Annotated in this window: 14 protein-coding genes and 1 pseudogene; 2 read left to right on the top strand and 13 right to left on the bottom strand. The window is 64.2% G+C overall.

The genetic code is table 11. The annotated features are described in order from the left end of the window. Nucleotides 1-134: 134 nt before the first annotated feature. Both ACFLEY_RS11450 and ACFLEY_RS11445 read right to left on the bottom strand, forming a co-directional pair. Entirely contained in the window at nucleotides 135-1,199 is a 1,065-nt protein-coding gene (locus ACFLEY_RS11450) for an IS630-like element ISRj1 family transposase (protein ID WP_026192128.1), read from the bottom strand. A 42-nt stretch (nucleotides 1,200-1,241) separates the two neighbouring features. Further along, complete coding sequence (locus ACFLEY_RS11445) at nucleotides 1,242-1,964, bottom strand: TetR/AcrR family transcriptional regulator (protein WP_082755369.1); 723 nt, start codon at nucleotides 1,962-1,964, stop codon at nucleotides 1,242-1,244. A gap of 37 nt (nucleotides 1,965-2,001) precedes the next feature. Between ACFLEY_RS11445 and ACFLEY_RS11440 the strand changes: the two are divergent. Further along, nucleotides 2,002-2,623, top strand: a pseudogene (locus ACFLEY_RS11440) (hypothetical protein). Between the two features lie 9 nt (nucleotides 2,624-2,632). On the opposite strand, the gene ACFLEY_RS11435 reads toward ACFLEY_RS11440, so the two are convergent. From ACFLEY_RS11435 to ACFLEY_RS11425, 3 genes are all read right to left on the bottom strand, one after another. Beyond that, complete coding sequence (locus tag ACFLEY_RS11435; RefSeq protein WP_060912662.1) at nucleotides 2,633-3,484, bottom strand: SDR family oxidoreductase; 852 nt, start codon at nucleotides 3,482-3,484, stop codon at nucleotides 2,633-2,635. 267 nt (nucleotides 3,485-3,751) lie between these two features. Next, a complete protein-coding gene (locus tag ACFLEY_RS11430) occupies nucleotides 3,752-4,852 on the bottom strand; it encodes a DUF2336 domain-containing protein (RefSeq protein ID WP_060908554.1) in 1,101 nt (366 codons plus the stop codon). A 51-nt stretch (nucleotides 4,853-4,903) separates the two neighbouring features. Then, nucleotides 4,904-7,774, bottom strand: a complete 2,871-nt coding sequence (locus ACFLEY_RS11425) for a PAS-domain containing protein (protein WP_396604639.1) — start codon at nucleotides 7,772-7,774, stop codon at nucleotides 4,904-4,906. 147 nt (nucleotides 7,775-7,921) lie between these two features. On the opposite strand from ACFLEY_RS11425, the gene ACFLEY_RS11420 reads away from it, so the two are divergent. Beyond that, entirely contained in the window at nucleotides 7,922-8,155 is a 234-nt protein-coding gene (locus ACFLEY_RS11420) for a hypothetical protein (RefSeq protein ID WP_396604638.1), read from the top strand. Between the two features lie 485 nt (nucleotides 8,156-8,640). Here ACFLEY_RS11420 and ilvC read toward each other — a convergent pair whose 3' ends face one another. The 8 genes from ilvC to miaA all read right to left on the bottom strand — a co-directional run bounded on the left by ilvC (nucleotide 8,641) and on the right by miaA (nucleotide 17,088). Further along, nucleotides 8,641-9,660: a ketol-acid reductoisomerase gene (ilvC, locus tag ACFLEY_RS11415; RefSeq protein ID WP_011089237.1), complete on the bottom strand. Its 1,020-nt coding sequence runs from the start codon at nucleotides 9,658-9,660 to the stop codon at nucleotides 8,641-8,643. Between the two features lie 133 nt (nucleotides 9,661-9,793). Then, nucleotides 9,794-10,396 (bottom strand): LysE family translocator, encoded by a 603-nt coding sequence (locus ACFLEY_RS11410; RefSeq protein WP_060912663.1) that lies wholly within the window; start codon nucleotides 10,394-10,396, stop codon nucleotides 9,794-9,796. A 7-nt stretch (nucleotides 10,397-10,403) separates the two neighbouring features. After that, nucleotides 10,404-11,279, bottom strand: a complete 876-nt coding sequence (locus ACFLEY_RS11405; protein WP_028176171.1) for an EamA family transporter — start codon at nucleotides 11,277-11,279, stop codon at nucleotides 10,404-10,406. A gap of 69 nt (nucleotides 11,280-11,348) precedes the next feature. Continuing rightward, nucleotides 11,349-12,038, bottom strand: a complete 690-nt coding sequence (locus ACFLEY_RS11400; RefSeq protein WP_011089240.1) for a class I SAM-dependent methyltransferase — start codon at nucleotides 12,036-12,038, stop codon at nucleotides 11,349-11,351. Between the two features lie 3 nt (nucleotides 12,039-12,041). Beyond that, entirely contained in the window at nucleotides 12,042-12,584 is a 543-nt protein-coding gene (gene ilvN, locus ACFLEY_RS11395; RefSeq protein WP_011089241.1) for an acetolactate synthase small subunit, read from the bottom strand. 151 nt (nucleotides 12,585-12,735) lie between these two features. Next, nucleotides 12,736-13,716, bottom strand: a complete 981-nt coding sequence (locus ACFLEY_RS11390) for a threonine dehydratase (protein WP_396604637.1) — start codon at nucleotides 13,714-13,716, stop codon at nucleotides 12,736-12,738. A 206-nt stretch (nucleotides 13,717-13,922) separates the two neighbouring features. After that, entirely contained in the window at nucleotides 13,923-15,698 is a 1,776-nt protein-coding gene (locus ACFLEY_RS11385; protein ID WP_060908557.1) for an acetolactate synthase 3 large subunit, read from the bottom strand. A 433-nt stretch (nucleotides 15,699-16,131) separates the two neighbouring features. Beyond that, the gene (gene miaA, locus ACFLEY_RS11380) at nucleotides 16,132-17,088 is read right to left on the bottom strand and encodes a tRNA (adenosine(37)-N6)-dimethylallyltransferase MiaA (RefSeq protein ID WP_060908558.1); all 957 of its coding nucleotides are present in this window, start codon (nucleotides 17,086-17,088) and stop codon (nucleotides 16,132-16,134) included. Nucleotides 17,089-17,096: the final 8 nt, after the last annotated feature.

The raw sequence follows: 17,096 nt of genomic DNA, 5'->3' as shown, positions 1-17,096 counted from the left end.
CGACTAGGGCGTCCGGCGCAGCCGGAAGCCTGCACCGTGTCATAAAACTGTAACGGAACAGTCAAGGACAGGCAACGCGCGCCGCGATCCGACCTTCGCTTATTCCTGGCGGCGGGCGACGCTAGTACCCGGAATCAGAGCTGAGTGATACGGCGGCCTTTGAAACGGCGTTGACGGACCTTTTTCTTGGTCCAGACGAAGGGCTCGGCTCTGTCGTTGTATGCGTTGACGTAGGCATCGATGTGTTCCTGAAGCTGCTTGAGGCTCGTGAAGGAGGTGCCGCTGAGCGACTGCCCCTGCAAGATGGAAAACCATACTTCGACCTGATTGAGCCATGACGCACTTGTCGGCGTGAAATGAAATTGCACGTTGGGGTGGGCCTTGAGCCAGTCCTCGTTCTTTTTATGGGTGTTGAGGTTGTCGAGGATGACGTGAAGCTTGCGGTTCGGAAAAGCCGCGGTGACGCTGTTCATGAAATCGAGAAACTCGACGCGGCGCCGGCGTTTTGAATGGGTCGCGATGATCTTTCCGGTGGCGACTTCGAGCGCCGCAAACAATGTTGTGGTGCCATGCCGCTTGTAATCGTGGCTTTGGCCGGTCAAGGCGCGGCCATTGGGCAACTTCAGATAACCCTGCGCTCGCTCCAAAGCCTGGATCGAGGGCTTCTCGTCCACGCACAGCACAATGGCCTTCGCCGGCGGCGCGACATAGAGGCCGACAACATCGGCGGCTTTGGCCGTAAAGTTCGGGTCGTTGCTCTCGCACCAGGACTTGCGAGCCACCAGGTCAATCTTGTGGCTGCGCAGGAACCGCCAGACATATTGGACATCGACATCGCCCAGCGCCTCGGCCAGCAGGGGGCCGGTCCAGCGCGCAAACCCTTGCGGTGGCGGCTTATCCAGCAGCTTCAGAATCCGCTTGTCGGTCGTCTTCGTATAGATCGGCTGCTTGCCAGGCCGCGGCTTGTCTTGCAGCCCTTCAAGGCCATGGTCGGCATAGCGATGCCGCCAAAGGCTGACAATCCGCGGCTGGACCCCAACTTCCTTGGCGATCGACCGGGTGCTGCGCCCATCCGCCGCCAACAGAACTATCCGCGCCCGCTTCAAATCGCGCTGCAACGTCACCGGTGAGCGACAGCACGCCTCAAGCACCTTGCGATCTTTCCTCGAAAGGTGGACTTCTCTTGCTTCGGGTATCATCCCGACCTTGAATCACGACTCACGTTCCAAGAAAAGTGGGTACTAGCGCCTGGCAATCCCGGCGATGAACAGGTCGATGACCCCTTCCGCCATCCGCTCGACCTCCCCCTCCTCCACGCCCCAGCGCGGAAAGTGGCCATCGAGATTCATCCGGGCAAAACCGTAGACCAGGGCGCGACCGGCGATCTGGATGCGCTTGAGGTCGGCCGACGGCAGCAGGCCCTGCTCCGCCGCCTCGGCCAGCATCTGCTCCGTCAGGGCGATTAGCTCGGCATTGTCGCGCGTCAGCTCCGCGGAGCTGCCATGGGCGAAATAGCGCCCCGTGGAGATGATCTCGAAATGTGCGGGATTGCGCATCGCCCAGCGCAGATAGGCAAGGCCGAAGGCGCGGAAGCGGCCGAGCGGATCGGCGGCCGGAGCCTCGCCCAGCGCCTTCTCGATCTCCGCACGAAAGCGCCGCTGCGCCTCCCCGGCCACCGCCGCCATCAGCGCGTCGCGGTTGGGGAAGTGCCGGAACGGCGCGCCCGGCGATACCGCGGCCCGGCGCGCGGCCTCGCGCACGGAGACCTCGGCGCCTTCGGCCGCCAGTTGCAGCGCAGCATCGATCAGCACGCGGCGAAGGTCGCCGTGGTGGTACGGCCGGACCTGGGATGTTTGGCGGCGGGTGCGCGGCCTGGAGGTCTGACGGGCGGGCATCCGGCCTTCTAGCATCACCCGAACGTGAATGTAAGCAGCGATTACACCATTGACGGATATGCCGGCCATAAATGTAATCGATGATTACATAAGGGAGGAAACCACCATGTCACAACGTCAAAGCTGGCTCGAAGGCTGGAGGCTGCTGGCCGCCCTCACCCTCAGCCTGATCGTCCTCAGCCTGTGGATCGCCTCGATGCGGCAGTTCGAGATCGAGGGCGTGCAGATGGTGATCCGCTTCACCGCGCGCAGCTCGCTCATGCTGTTCTGTCTCGCCTTCAGCGCCGCGGCTCTCGCCCGGCTCTGGCCCAATGCCTGGACGCGCTGGCAGCGCCGCAACCGCCGCTATCTGGGCTTGAGCTTCGCGGCCTCCCACGCAATCCACGCGGTTGCGATCGTCGCGTTCGCCAACATGGATCCGGCCGGCTTTGCGGAGGCGACCTCGGCCGCCTCCTACATCTTCGGCGGCATCGGCTATGCCTTCATCATCGCGATGAGCGCGACCTCGTTCGACCGCACCGCCGCGCTGCTCGGGCCCCGCGCCTGGCGCGCGCTGCACCTCACAGGGGGCTATTACCTCTGGCTCCAGTTCATGGTGTCCGTTCGGCAAGCGCGTGCCGGCGATGCCGCTCTATGCCGCTTTCCTCCTTCCGCTGCTCGCCGTGATTGCGCTGCGGCTGATCACGATGGCCGCCCATCCGCGCGGACGGACCGTCGCGGCGCGCTGAAGCGGGGCGTCACCCCTGCGGCAACAGCCCAAGCTGCTTGGCGATGATCCGATCGAGCGTCCGTTTCGGCAGCACGGCCCCGATCAGATGCCGCATCGGGTTGGGCGTGATCTGGTAGCGCACCTTGGGGCTTGCCGCGGTCAGCGCCTCGAACACGATCTCGGCGATGCGCTCGGCGGGCAGGCCCTTCGCGCCGAGCGCCATCATGAACGCCATGACCTTGTTGAGCGCCGGCAGATAGGGCGAGTTCTTGTAGACGGAGAGATCGATCTCCTCGGCCTTGCTCCAGATCGGCGTCTTCACCGCGCCGGGGGCGACGATGATGACGTCGATGCCGAACAGCATCAGCTCGCGGCGCAGGCTCTCAGAAAGGCCCTCGATCGCGTGCTTGGAGGTGCAGTAGGGCGCCGACAGCGGATTGCCGTTCTTGCCTGCGACCGAGCTGATCATCACGATCCGCCCCTTCGGCCCCTTCAGCGACGGGTCTGCGCCGAGCAGCGGCCCGAAAGCCTGCGTCGCGATCACTGGGCCGATGACGTTGATGTCCATCTGGCGGCGGAAATCATCGGCCGACAATTCGAGCACGGGACCGGCCACGGCGACACCGGCATTGTTGACGAGGCCGGCCAGCGTCTCGCCGCCCAGCGCCTCGCGGACTTTTCGCGCAGCAGCGAGGACCGCCGCCTCGTCGGTGACGTCGAACAAGAGCGGCGTGAAGTTGGCGCCGAACTCACCCGTGAGCCGGTCGGCGTCGGCCTGCTTGCGGACGCTGCCGAACACGCGATAGCCGTGCCCGACCATGAATTTCGCAATGGCCCAGCCGATGCCCGTGGACGCGCCGGTGACGACGACAGATCGCATGGTCATTCCCCCAAAAGTTCCCGCGATCATGCAGGAGGAAGGCACCGGTGCGCAATGCCGCCCAGCTCTCAAGCAGGCGCGGCAGATGTCGGTTCTTAGGATGAAGCGGCGCGCGAACGTCGGGAAATGAGATTGTTTGCGCCTTGAAAAGGCGGATGAAGAGCCGAATCCTTGTCTCTGAAGGCGCCGAGCTTTTGGCGATCGCGAAATTCTGAAAAAATCTGAAAAACGGCGCGAGACCAGGAATGTGGTTTGGGTTCGCGTCCGCTAGTGGGCAGGACCCTGGCCGGCCCGCTCGCGGAGCCGGTAGAATTGGAGCGCGGCCTTCGCGGTATTTGGCTTCAACCGGAGGAAGCTTGCAAAGCACTGCTCCAATCGTTCTTTCGCCTCGTGGGGTGAACCGGGCTGAAACGTCAAGATCGCCTTCGTCGTGTCCCAGGACAGACCGATCGCCTTCGCAAGAATGAGAATCTGCTCGGGCTCGGAGCGGACCAGCGCGCGCTCGATCGCTCCGATCGGCAGATCGCTCATGAGCGACAGCGCGACGGCGGTCTTGTCGAAGCTCCGCTCGCCGATGAAGTCGAGCACGTGTGCCTCGTCGAGTTGCCCACCCGAATGTAGCGACCTCACCTCGGCCAACGCCCGGGCATGTTCGCTCGAGCCTGCCCGGGCCATCGTATGAAGCTCATCGGAGCTCTCCGCAATGGCACTCCGGATCAGCGCCGCCTGGCGCGGATCGGCCGCCTCCAGCTTGCGCCTCACCATCTCGGACGCATGGACGAACAATTTCAGCAAGCTCGCGCGCGGGATATCGGGGCGAGCCCAGATGCAGATGGCGAGCGCGCCATGGTCCCGGGCCCGGCCGGTGAGCCGGGACATTCCCTGGACCGAGAACCTGGCCCCACCGTTACCGGCAGTCCGCACCGCGACGTCGCTGTTGCCGCGTTCGACCAGGACATCGGTGACGGGTTCCGTCAACTGGCTGCGGCCGGCGATGGCCAGCAGGTGATCCTGGCTCTTGGTCCGCGCGTTCTCCGCCAACGTCACCTCGTCGAGCCGTGGTGAGTGCTCCAGCACCGGCGCGGCCACCTCGGGCGCATCGTCAAACGCCAGCAAGCGGATCGTCCGCAGTGGCGCGTCAGGCAATCTGGAAAGCCGGCCCCCGAAGGTCGCCCGGGCGGTGCATTCGATATTCTTGAGAAGCGTGCTCATCACCCCGTCGAACAGATCGATCTGCACGTCGCTGAACTTGCCCGAGCCCAACACGAAGAGATCGGCGACCTGGCGCAGGAGCTCGGCGCGCTTCGACAGTTCCGGGCTCGCCAGCGCGATCTCGAGTTGATCGATCAGGCCGTTCGCCAAATTCATCTCTCGTGACCCTGGGGTTGAGTTGCCTGTGTTCCGACGGAGGTCATGAGATCACGCGACGTTTTGTGCCGGCAACGGCAAATCGAAACTGATTTCAAAGTTCGGCACGGGTCGCCCGAATAGGTATCCCTCGACGAAGTCCACACCCGCTGCTTGAAGAGCCTCGAATTGCGAAGGGGTCTCGACGCCCTTGGCGACCGTGGCGACACCGAGACCGCGCGCCAATGCGACCGCGGAGGCAATGACCGCGGCGCAATCCCTTCGCGTCGTGCAGTCCTTCACGATCGCGCGGTCGATCTTGAACTTGTCGAATGGGAAGCTCTGGAGGTAGCTCGCCGCGGAATAGCCTACACCGCAATTATCGAGGACGACGCCGACACCGAGGTTTTTCAGTTGCCGGACCGTCAGCAGGTGGGCCGCAAGATTCCCGTCCAGGAGCGCAGCGTCCGGTATTTCGAGTTCGAGCCGCTCGGGCGACAATCCCGACTCGACCAGCGCGCACAGGACGACGTCGAGCACGTTGCTCCTGTGGAACTGGGCGGCGCTCATGTTGACGGCGACCCTGATGTGCGCTGGCCAGGCAGCCGCGTCCAGGCAGGCCTGTCGCAATATCCATTCACCGAGCGGCACCATCAGTCCGGCCTGCTCGGCGACACCGAGGAACAGGAAAGGCGCCAGCACCCCCTTCGAAGGGTGATGCCAGCGCACGAAACATTCCAGGCCCGTCATCGCGCGCGTTCTGGCGTCGATCACCGGCAGGTAGTGCAGCTCGAACTCGTTGCGGGCCATCGCTTCCCGCAGTTCGCCTTCCATCGACTTCTGTGTGTCCGCAGCTTCCGTCATTTCGGGCTGGAAGATGCGGAAATCGTTTCGGCCGGCAGACTTCGTCGCGTAGAGCGCGACATCCGCCTTCTGCAGCAACGTCTCGGCGTCGGCGCCGTGCTCCGGCGCGAAGGCGATGCCGACGCTGGCGCCGACGCTGACGCGATGGCCGTCAAGATCGACGGGTTGCTCGATCAGGCCGATGATCCTCAGAGCGAGAGCAATCGCGCCCTCGCTCTGATTTTTTTCGTTCTCCTGGATGATCGCGAATTCGTCACCGCCGAGCCGCGCCAGCACATCGGTATCCCGCAACGACGAACTCAGCCGCCGCGCAACCTCGACCAGCAACTGGTCGCCCGCGGCGTGACCGAGCGTATCGTTGACGGCCTTGAACCTGTCGAGATCCAGCATCAGCACGCTGAACGTCGTGCCATGACGCTGCGACCGCTTTGCAGCATCGTCGAGCTTTTCGGAGAACACGGCGCGGTTCGCAAGACCCGTGAGCAGATCGTGCTGCGCCAGATAGGCGATACGCTTCTCGTTTCTCGCCCGATCGGTAATATCCTCGTGGGTCGTGAGCCAGCCGCCATCCTGCATCATGTGGCGCGCGATCGCGACCACCCTGCCGTCGGCAAGTTCCCGGATCTCGCTCAGCTGCTTCACGTTCTGGCTGAGATAGACGTCCGGCGCGACGTCGGCAAAATACGTCCCTTTTTCGCGCCGATATTCGAGAATCTGCGCCAGCGAAGTGCCAGGCCCGATCTGATCGCCGCTCAGATGATAAATTTCGGCATAGCGCGCGTTCGAGACCACGATCCTCTGGTCCGCATCGAACATGCAGAGCCCCTGGGACAGGTTGTTGAGGGCAGCATCGAAGCGCATATTGATCGCCTCCAGCTCCACTGCCTTCTGGGCCAGCATCTGCTCGCCGCGCTTTTGCTCGGTGACGTCTTCGTGCGTCGCAACCCAGCCGCCATCCGGCAGCGGCTTGCGCTGGATCAGGATCTGGCGGTGGTCTTTCAACGCGTAGTCCTGCTGTCGCTGGGTCGGCATGATCTGGACATGCTGGTCGACCGACAGCGAGCTGGTTTCACCGCGATCCGCATAGTGCTGCAATATCCGCTGCAGCGGCGTGCCTGGCTGTACCAGTTCGTCCGGCAGATCGTACATCTGCTGGTAACGGCTGTTGGAGACGACCAGGTTCTTATCGGCGTCAAACAGGCACAGGCCCTGATTCATGTTGTTGATCGCGACATCGAACCGCGTGTTGATGAGCCTCAGCTCGGCGGCATTTTCGGCCAGCAGGATCTCGTCTCGCCGTCTCTCGGTGATGTCCTGATGAGTCGCGACCCAGCCGCCATCGGCCATGGGCGTTCGCAGGATCGAGATGATCCGGCCATCGGCAAGCGTGAGGATCCGCGGCGCCCGGTGCTTTGCGCCCTCGAGGAATTCCTCCGCGTCCAGTTCGGCTCCCGTCGCCTTGTAGTGGCCGACGATGCTGCTGAGCGGCGTTCCAGGTTCGACCTGCGACTCCGTGAGATCATACATCTCGCGGTAACGGCTGTTGGCGACCAATAGCCTCTCGTCGGCGTCAAACATGCTGAGCCCATGCGGCATGTTGCTCAACGCAGCATCAAACCGGGCACTCGCAGCCGCAAGCGCATTCGTTTGCCGCCGCAGCAGGAATGTGCCGATCAGAATAATGGTGACGATCGCGGCAGCCAGCGGGCCGAAGGTGTAGAGATGCCGGTACAGCGGCTGCAACACGTAACTACGCGAGTAAGTCACCACCAGAACCAGCGGCAGGCCGGACACGGCCTTGTACCCTGCGATGCGCGTGACGCCGTCGACGGGGCTGGTGAGCTCGTATGAGCCCGACTCGGAGACCGGCAGATACTGGGTGAAGAGCGGGCCGCCCGCAACCGACATGCCCAAAACGTTGCTCTGTTCCGGAACGCGCGCCAGGATCCGCCCGACGCGATGGAGCAGGACGACCGAGCCGTCCTGCCCCAGATCTATCTTGCGGTAGATCTTGAGGAGAAAAGATTGATCGAGCGGTGCAGTGACGATGCCCGCAAAGCTCCCGTCCGGGTTGTTCAACCGGCGCGACGCCGCGCTGAACCACTTGTCGCCGCCGGCCGAACGATAGGGTGGCGCAACGAACAATCCGGTGCCGGCGCCATCGCGCTGCGCGATGAAGTGCGACATGTCGGAGATGTTGCTGCGCGGCGGCGCGTGCTCGTAGGAATGCGCAACGACCGCGCCGGACGCATCGGTCCAGCCGACCGCGACGAGAATCGACGAGCTCTTGACCAGTTGACGCAACGCGGCATTGGCCGCACCGGGATCGGCGTATTTTCCGGACAAGGCGCCCTTGCGGATCGCCTGCGCCTCGAGCAGCACTCGATCGATGTCTTCGAACGTCACCGCGGCATGCTCGGCAAGAATGGCCGAGAGATTGAGCGCGTCGGTTTTCGCTGATGCGACCGCTTCTCGATAACGGATGCCCAGATCAACGAGAAACAGAGCGACGACAACGAGCGAAAACAGCAAGCCCAGGATCGTGACGGACGATCCCGGCGATCCGGCCAGCCTTCGCCAAGCGTTCAGCATTGTCCATCTGCAGTACGAGCAATGGCTCACCCTCGCTCGGCCGCGCTAAGATTTGGTTGATCTGCCTATCGCAATTCGATCCCGTAGTCGTACGGAAATCAGGTCAGCAACGGTGCCCTAATACTTGGGGAGCGCTGAAAAACATCCATGCTGCTGCAAAACCGAGGTCGGTTTCGGCCGGAGCTTCGCGCCGCGCGGGGGGAGCGGCGCGCACGATCAGCGAGATCACACCGGCGCGAGGCGGACATCACCTGGCCGCTTCAGACCGGGACTGCTCCATGCCCCGGAAGCTGGTGAATATGGATCGAGTTCCGGGGGGCGCGACTTCGTCACGCCCCCCGGAATGACGGTGCTTAGTTCTTGCTCTTGTCGACCAGCGCGCCCTTCTTGATCCAGGGCATCATGTCGCGGAGTTTCGCGCCGACTTCCTCGATCGGATGCGCGGCGAGCTTGGCGCGGGTCGCCTTGAACGAGGTCTGGTTGACCTTGTTCTCGAGCATCCAGTCGCGGGCGAACTTGCCGCCCTGGATGTCGGCGAGAACGCGCTTCATCTCGGCCTTGGTCTCGGCAGTGACGATGCGCGGACCCGTGACGTACTCGCCATACTCGGCGGTGTTGGAGATCGAGTAGTTCATGTTGGCGATGCCGCCTTCATAGATCAGGTCGACGATCAGCTTCACTTCGTGCAGGCACTCGAAATAGGCCATCTCCGGGGCGTAGCCGGCTTCGACCAGGGTCTCGTAGCCGCCCTTGATCAGCTCGACCAAGCCGCCGCAGAGCACGACCTGCTCGCCGAACAGGTCGGTCTCGCACTCTTCCTTGAAGGTGGTCTCGATGATGCCGGCGCGGCCACCGCCGACCGCAGAGGCGTAGGACAGGCCGAGGTCGTGGGCGTTGCCCGAGACATCCTTGGCGATCGCAATCAGGCAGGGCACGCCGCCGCCGCGCTGATACTCCGAGCGCACGGTGTGGCCGGGGCCCTTCGGCGCGATCATCAGCACGTCGAGGTCGGCGCGCGGGTCGAGCAGGTTGAAGTGGACGTTGAGGCCGTGGGCGAACACGAGGGCGGCGCCCTTCTTCATGTTGTCGTGCAGGTGCTCGCGATAGATATCGCCCTGGAGTTCGTCCGGGGTCAGCATCATAACGAGGTCGGCCCATTTGGCGGCTTCGGCGACATCCATCACCTTGAAGCCGGCAGCTTCCGCCTTCTTAACCGAGCTCGAGTCCTTGCGCAGCGCAATGGCGACTTCCTTGACGCCGGAATCCTTCAGGTTGAGCGCATGGGCGTGGCCCTGGCTGCCGTAGCCGACGATGGCGACCTTCTTGCCCTTGATCAGGTTCAGGTCGGCGTCGCGATCGTAATAAACACGCATAGGTCGTTTCCTCGTTCAGGGCCGAAATCGGCCGATGGTCAGTGTCCGAAGGGTGAAATTTGCGGATTTCGGGGGCTGTCTAGAGCATTTTCAGCCCTGAGGGAAACCCGTTTCTGCATGGAAATCCGCGACATCATGCATCCATGAAAACGGGGTAGAGGGAGGCCAGCAGCAGGATCGCCATCAGGATATTGAAGGCGCGGACCAGCCGCTCGGAGGTCAGGATCGGCCGCAATGCAGTGCCGAACAGCGCCCAGACCACGGTCGAGACCGTGCCGACGAGCAGGCTGATCAGGGTCTGGATCACGATGTTGATGGGAAACCGGGCAATTGCCGCATAGGCGGTGATGGTGCCGATCACGATCACCCAGCCCTTGGCGTTGATCCATTGGAACATGGCCGCGCCCCACAAGGTCATCGGGCCGCGGCCATCTTCCTCGCCCGGCTTGGTCGGGCCGGACATGGCGATCACGGCGGCAAGATAGATCAGGTAGACCGCCCCGGCATATTTCAGAATGGTCTGGAGGATCGGATAGGCCAGGAACACGGTGCCGAGCCCGACGCCGACGGTGGCGACCATGAAGGCAAAGCCGATGACGATGCCGACGATGTGCGGGATGGTGCGGCGGAAGCCATAGGTCAGGCCCGACGCCAGCAGCATGATGTTATTCGGCCCGGGGGTGAAGTACATCACCACCATGAAGGCGAGGAAGGCATAGAAGAGCGAGTAGGCCATGTTCACCTCACGCCGTCTTCGGCAGGATTTGCGGACGCCTCGCCAGCACCATCACGGCGATTCCGCCGATCACGGTCAGCATGCCGGCGAGGCGCAGCGGGCCGAACCGTTCGCCGAATACGATGCTGGAGGCGGCGGAGCCGACGAACGGCACCAGCAGCGCGAATGGCACCACCTGGGCCGCGGGATAGTCGCGCAAGAGGCGGCCCCACAGCCAATAGGCGATGCTGGTGGAAATGCCGCCGAGCATCAGCATGCAGAGCGCCGATGTCAGGGACATGTGCATCAGCGACGTCCAGGTCGACGCCGGCCCGTTGGCGATCAGCGCTAGCACGAACAGCGGCACGGCCGAGGCGACGCACAGCCAGGCGAACAGATCGAACATCGGCACGCCGCGAGCGCCGCGCAGCAGCAGATTGCCGATGGCAAAGCTGATCGGCGAGATCATCAGCACCGCAAAGGCGGCAACGCTGAAATCGTAGCCGACGGTGCCGCAGATCATCAGCAGGCCCGCTGCGGCGATGACGATGCCGAGCGTCTGCACTTGTGTCGGCCGCTCGCCGAAGGCGATCGCGGCGAAGCCGATCGTGAACAGCGCCTGGCTCTGCACGACGACACTGGTCAGCCCCACCGGCACGCCATGGGCGATGCCATAGGCCTGGCTCAGGAACTGGCCGAGAAACAGCGTGAAGCTGATCGCGATCAGCAGCGACCATGCGACCTTCGGCTTGGGAATGAACAGGCACGGCACCGCAGCAATAATGAAGCGCATCGCCGTCATCAGTTCCGGCGAAAACTCGTCGAGCGCGATCCGGCTCGCCACGAAGGCAAGCCCCCAGATGATCGCCACCAGGAGGGCGATGAGGATGTCGGCCGGCTTCATTGTTGTTTCCGGTTCTGCCCTGTCGTGCAGCCCTGTTTCTTGTTCTGGTCTAGCCTTGCTCGCCGGCCTTTACGTGGAAGGATTGGGTTTCCGCAGCAGATAAGTGCCGTGCATCGGCGCGTGATAGTCGGCCGAGACCAGCGTGAAGCCGACATCGGACAGCATCCGCTCCATCACCCAGCCGAAGGTGGAATATTCGTCGCGCATATGCGTGACCACGCCCTCGCGCGAGAAATCGTGGTTCTTGATCTGGAATTCTGCCCACTGCTCGACGTCGCGCTCGACCGCGTCGGGCATCGAGGCATAGACGATGTCGCGCAGATAGAAGCTCGCCCCCGGCTTCAGCGCGCGGAAGATCCGCGACATCGCCACCACCTTCCAGAAATCCGGCAGATGATGCAGCGTGAACTCGCTGACGATCAGATCGTAGGATTCCGGCCGGTAGGCGAAGCTGAGCAGGCCGGCCGACTGCGTGCGCACGGGCGCCTTGCGGTCCCGGGCATAGATCTCGGCGAGCGCCAGCATCGCCGGCGAGATGTCGATGGCATCGACCTCGGCGCCCATCAGCGCAGCTTCGGTGGCGAGCACGCCGTTGCCGCAGCCGATGTCGGCGATGCGCCAGCCGCGCTGGACACCGAGCATTTTCAGGGCGGCGCGCGCCCGCAGATCGGCATCGTCGTGGCTGTCGTAGATCGACGCCACCGCGGGCTCGATGCCCATCCGGTTCCGCTCGTTGTAGTACCAGTCGCGCGCCAGCATGGTTCACATCCCTTCAGGCCCGCGGCCGATCGCGGCAACGCCCGTGCGCGACACCTCGACAAGGCCGAGCGGGCGCATCAGGTCGATATATTGATTGATCTTGTCCGTATTGCCTGTGATCTCGAACACGAAGCTCTCGGTGGTGGCGTCGATCACGCGGGCGCGGAATGCATCCGCCAGCCGCAGCGCCTCGACCCGGTGCTCGCCCTGCCCGCGCACCTTCACCATCGCCAGCTCGCGCTCGATCGAGCGCTTGGTCTGGGTCATGTCGACAACGCGGTAGACCGGGATCATGCGGTCGAGCTGGTGCTTGATCTGCTCGATCACCATCGGCGTGCCCGTGGTGACGATGGTGATGCGCGATAGATGCTTCTGCGCCTCGGTCTCCGAGACCGTGAGGCTCTCGATATTGTAGCCGCGCCCGGAGAACAGGCCGATGACGCGCGCGAGCACGCCGGGCTCGTTCTGCACGAGCACCGAAAGCGTATGCGTCTCGTTGGGATCGTGGCGATCCTCGATGAAATAGGCCGATGCGGGCTGGTTCATTGTCGTCCCCTCTATTCTTCCATGTCATGCCCCGCGAAGGCGGGGCATCCAGTAACCACCGGCGCCGAGATTCCCACGACGGCCGCGGCGTACTGGATCGTCCGGTCAAGCCGGACGATGACAGCGGAGCTCTTGGCAAATGCTGGGGTCATCACGCGACCACTCTCTGGGGCGGCGCATCCGCCATCACCCATCGCTTGAACAGGTCGAAATCGATATTGCCGCCGGACAGCACGAGACCGACGCGCTTGCCTGACAGTTTTGTCTTTTCCCGAAGCGCCGCGGCGAGCGCGGCGGCACCGGCGCCTTCGGCGAGATTGTGCGTATCAGTCCAGTAGGCGCAAATCGCGGCGGCGACCTCGTCGTCGGTGACCTGCACGATGCGCGAGGCGCCCTTCCGGATCAGCGCGAACGCGTCTGCGTCGGGAATGCGCGTTGCCAGGCCGTCGGCCAGCGTGTTGCTGGTCTTCGTCGTCACGATCTTGCCGGCCGCGAACGACAGCGCATAGGACGGCGCTTCGGTCGACTGCACGCCGACGATCTCGGTCTTCAGGCCCAGGAGGTCGCGTGCCATGATGCAGCCGGAGATGCCGGAGCCCTGCCCGATCGGCACATAGAGAACATCGAGATCTGGCGCCGTCCGGAACAGTTCGAGCGCATAGGTGGCGACGCCGAGCACGAGATCCGGATGGAACGACGGCACCATGTGCAGGCCGGTAAATTGGGCGCGCCGTTGCGCCTCCTCGGCGGCCGCTTGAAAATCCTCGCCATGCTCGACGAGTTCGGCGCCAAAGGCCTTCATCGCCCGGTTCTTCTCGACCGAGTTGCCGCGCGGCACATAGATCACCGCAGGCACGCCGTGGCGGCTCGCCGCGAACGCCAGGCTCTGGCCGTGATTGCCGCGCGTCGCCGAGATGATGCCCGGAATGTTCGGCCGCTCGCGCTTCAGCCGTTCGAGATACACCAGCCCGCCGCGCACCTTGAAGGCCCCGATCGGCGTGTGGTTCTCGTGCTTGACGACGACCTCGGTGCCGAGACGCTGGGCGAGCAGCGGCCAGGCGTGCGCCGGCGTAGCCGGCACCGCCTGCCCCACGATCGCATGTGCGCGCTCGAGCTCCTTCAGGTCGAACATGGTAGCCCCGCAAATGATCTGCTCCCTCGCCTCGCTTGCGGGGAGAGGGTTGGGGTGAGGGGGAGTCTCTGCGCGGACGGTGAGAATTTGACTCGCGGAGACTCCCCCTCACCCGGATTGCGCTCACGCGCAATCCGGCCTCTCCCCGCAAGCGGGGAGAGGCGAAGGGAGACCGCTCGTCGCTGCTGCGTCATCGCCCTACCAGCTCACACCAGCGCCTTGCCGCCCGCGAACGCCTTGGCCGTGGCCTCGTCGTTCGCCTGCTCCGGCAACAGCATCTCGTTGTGCGCCTTGCCGGAGGGGATCATCGGGAAGCAGTTTTCGAGCGCAGCGACGCGGCAGTCGAACAGCACCGGGCGCCTGACCGAGATCATCTCCTGGATGGCGCCGTCGAGATCTGAAGGCTTGTGCACCTGGATGCCGACGCCGCCATAGGCTTCCGCGAGCTTGGCGAAATCCGGCAGCGCCTCCGAGTAGGAATGCGACAGGCGGTTGCCGTGCAGCAGCTGCTGCCACTGCCTCACCATGCCCATGTACTGGTTGTTCAGGATGAAGATCTTGATCGGCAGCTCGTACTGGACCGCCGTCGACATCTCCTGGATCGTCATCTGCACCGAGGCATCGCCTGCGATGTCGATGACGAGGCTGTCCGGGTGCGCCACCTGCACGCCGACCGCGGCAGGCAGGCCGTAGCCCATGGTGCCGAGCCCACCCGACGTCATCCAGCGATGCGGCTCCTCGAAGCCGTAGAACTGCGCCGCCCACATCTGGTGCTGGCCGACCTCGGTCGTGATGTAGGTATCCCGGCCGCGCGTCGCCTCGAACAGGCTCTGGATCGCGTGCTGCGGCAGGATGATGTCGTTGCTCTTCTTGTAATAGAGCGAGTTGCGGGCGCGCCACTGCGCGATCTGCTGCCACCACGCCTTGACGTCCGGCTTCTTCGCCTCCGCCTTGAACACCTGGAGGATGTCGCCGAGGATGTTGCCGCAATCGCCGATGATCGGCACGTCGACACGGATGTTCTTGTTGATCGAGGACGGGTCGATGTCGATGTGGATCTTCTTCGAGCCCGGCGAGAACGCGTCGACACGGCCGGTGATGCGGTCGTCGAAGCGCGCGCCGACGCACAGCATGACGTCGCAATCATGCATCGTCATGTTGGCCTCATAGGTGCCGTGCATGCCGAGCATGCCGAGCCAGTTCTTGCCCGACGCCGGATACGCGCCCAGGCCCATCAGCGTCGAGGTGATCGGAAAACCGGTGACCTCGACCAGCTCGCGCAGCAGCTTGGTCGCCTCCGGGCCGGAATTGATCACGCCGCCGCCGCTGTAGATCACGGGACGCTTGGCGTTCGCGAGCAGCGAGACGGCCTTGCGTATCTGCGTCGCATCGCCCTTCACGCGCGGCGCGTAGGAGCGGTGCACGTCGGACTTGCGCGGCGGATGATAGGTGCCGGTCGCGAACTGCACGTCCTTGGGCACGTCGACCAGCACCGGGCCCGGACGGCCCGTGGTCGCAACGTAGAACGCCTCGTGCAGGACCTTTGCGAGGTCGTTGACGTCGCGCACCAGCCAGTTGTGCTTGGTGCAGGGACGCGTGATGCCGACCGTGTCGCATTCCTGGAACGCGTCGTTGCCGATCAGATGCGTCGGCACCTGGCCGGAGATGCAGACCAGCGGGATCGAGTCCATCAGCGCGTCGGTCAGCGGCGTCACCATGTTGGTGGCGCCGGGACCGGAGGTCACCAGCGCAACGCCCGGCTTGCCGGTCGAGCGCGCATAGCCCTCGGCGGCGTGGCCCGCGCCCTGCTCGTGGCGGACCAGGATGTGCTGGACCTCGCTCTGCTGGAAGATCTCGTCATAGATCGGAAGCACCGCGCCGCCGGGATAGCCGAAGATGTCGGTCACGCCGTGATCGATGAGCGCGCGAACGATCATCGCGGCGCCGGTCATCTGGTTCGGATCGTGGCTCTTGTCGCTCATTGGCTTGCTCCGGATGCGCTGTTGCCAGCGGCTTCATTCATGTCGGGTTCGGGAAATAAAAAAGGCCCCGAAGAGGGCCCATGCACACCGCCTGTCATGTGGATGGCAGCTAGCCATCCCCGGCGGTGTGCCTGGGTACGACGGCGATAAGGAGCTTGGTAATAATGTTACGCATGGCAGGCGCCCGGCTTCCCAAAGGTTGCGCGAAACATAGCGGCCAAAGCCCGGATGTCAAGGCGATGCGGCCGTCCCCGCGCGATTTTGGCAGTGTAGCGGTGTTCCCGGGGTTCGGCGAGAGGTAAATTCGGGGAACCCGGCGCAAAAGCACGTCGCCTACGCCGTCATTCCGGGATGGTCCGCAGGACCAGACCCGGAATCCCGAGATTCCGGGTTCTCGCTTTGCGAGCCCCGGAATGACAGCGCATAGGAGGCCTCAACCCTCGTCCTGCGCCGCATTCGCGATCGCCGCGAGCCAGCCCCTCGCCTCCTCCGGCTTCACCCATTCGAACTCCGGCAATTGGTGCCGGAACCAGGTGAATTGCCGTTTGGCGTAATGGCGGGTGTCGGCGCGGCCGATCGTGGCCGCCTCGTCCAAGCAGAGCTCACCGCGCAAATGCCGGATCAGGGCCGGCACGCCATGGGCCTTCATCGCCGGCAGCAGCGGATCGAGCTGCCGGGCGGCGAGGCGCTCGACCTCCCTCAAGGCGCCGGCGCCGAGCATGGCGTCGAAGCGGGCATCGATGCGGGCATAGAGCTCGTCGCGCCCGGGGGCGAGAAATACCGCGTGAAAACTGTCCCTGGGCAACAGCGGCGGCTGGCCCTCCTGGTGCCAGTCCAGCAGCGAGCGCCCGGTCGCCCCGATCACTTCGAGCGCGCGCGCGATCCGCGTGCGGTCACGCAGGTTCAATCGCCCGGCCGCACGCGGATCGCGGGCCGCGAGTTCCGCATGCAGCGCCTCGACGCCGTTCCGCTCCAGCCGCGCGCGCACGTCTTCGCGCACCTCGGCAGGGATCGGCGGCACCACAGAGAGGCCCGCGGTCAGCGCCTTGAAATAGAGTCCGGTGCCGCCGATGAAGATCGGCAGGCGGCCTTCGGCTCGCGCCCCTTCGAGCGCCTTGGCTGCATCGCTCACCCAGGCACCGGCCGAGAAATTCACGGCGGCATCGACATGGCCGTAGAGGTGATGCGGCACGAGCGCCTCGTCTGCCCGTGTGGGGCGCGCCGTGATGATGCGCAGGTCGCGGTAGACCTGCATGGAATCGGCATTGATGACGACGCCGCCGGTGGCGAGCGCCAGCTCGAGCGCCAGCGCCGACTTGCCGCTGGCGGTCGGGCCTGCGATAAGCACGGCCTTGCCAATAGGCCTTCTGCCGACTTGCCCCTCGCTCACGAAAACCT

The sequence above is a fragment of the Bradyrhizobium sp. YCK136 genome (assembly GCF_044570075.1).
Classification (GTDB): domain Bacteria; phylum Pseudomonadota; class Alphaproteobacteria; order Rhizobiales; family Xanthobacteraceae; genus Bradyrhizobium; species Bradyrhizobium diazoefficiens.
The sequence above is the reverse complement of the archived record's forward strand: the minus strand, read 5'-3'. Positions and strand labels throughout refer to the sequence as shown.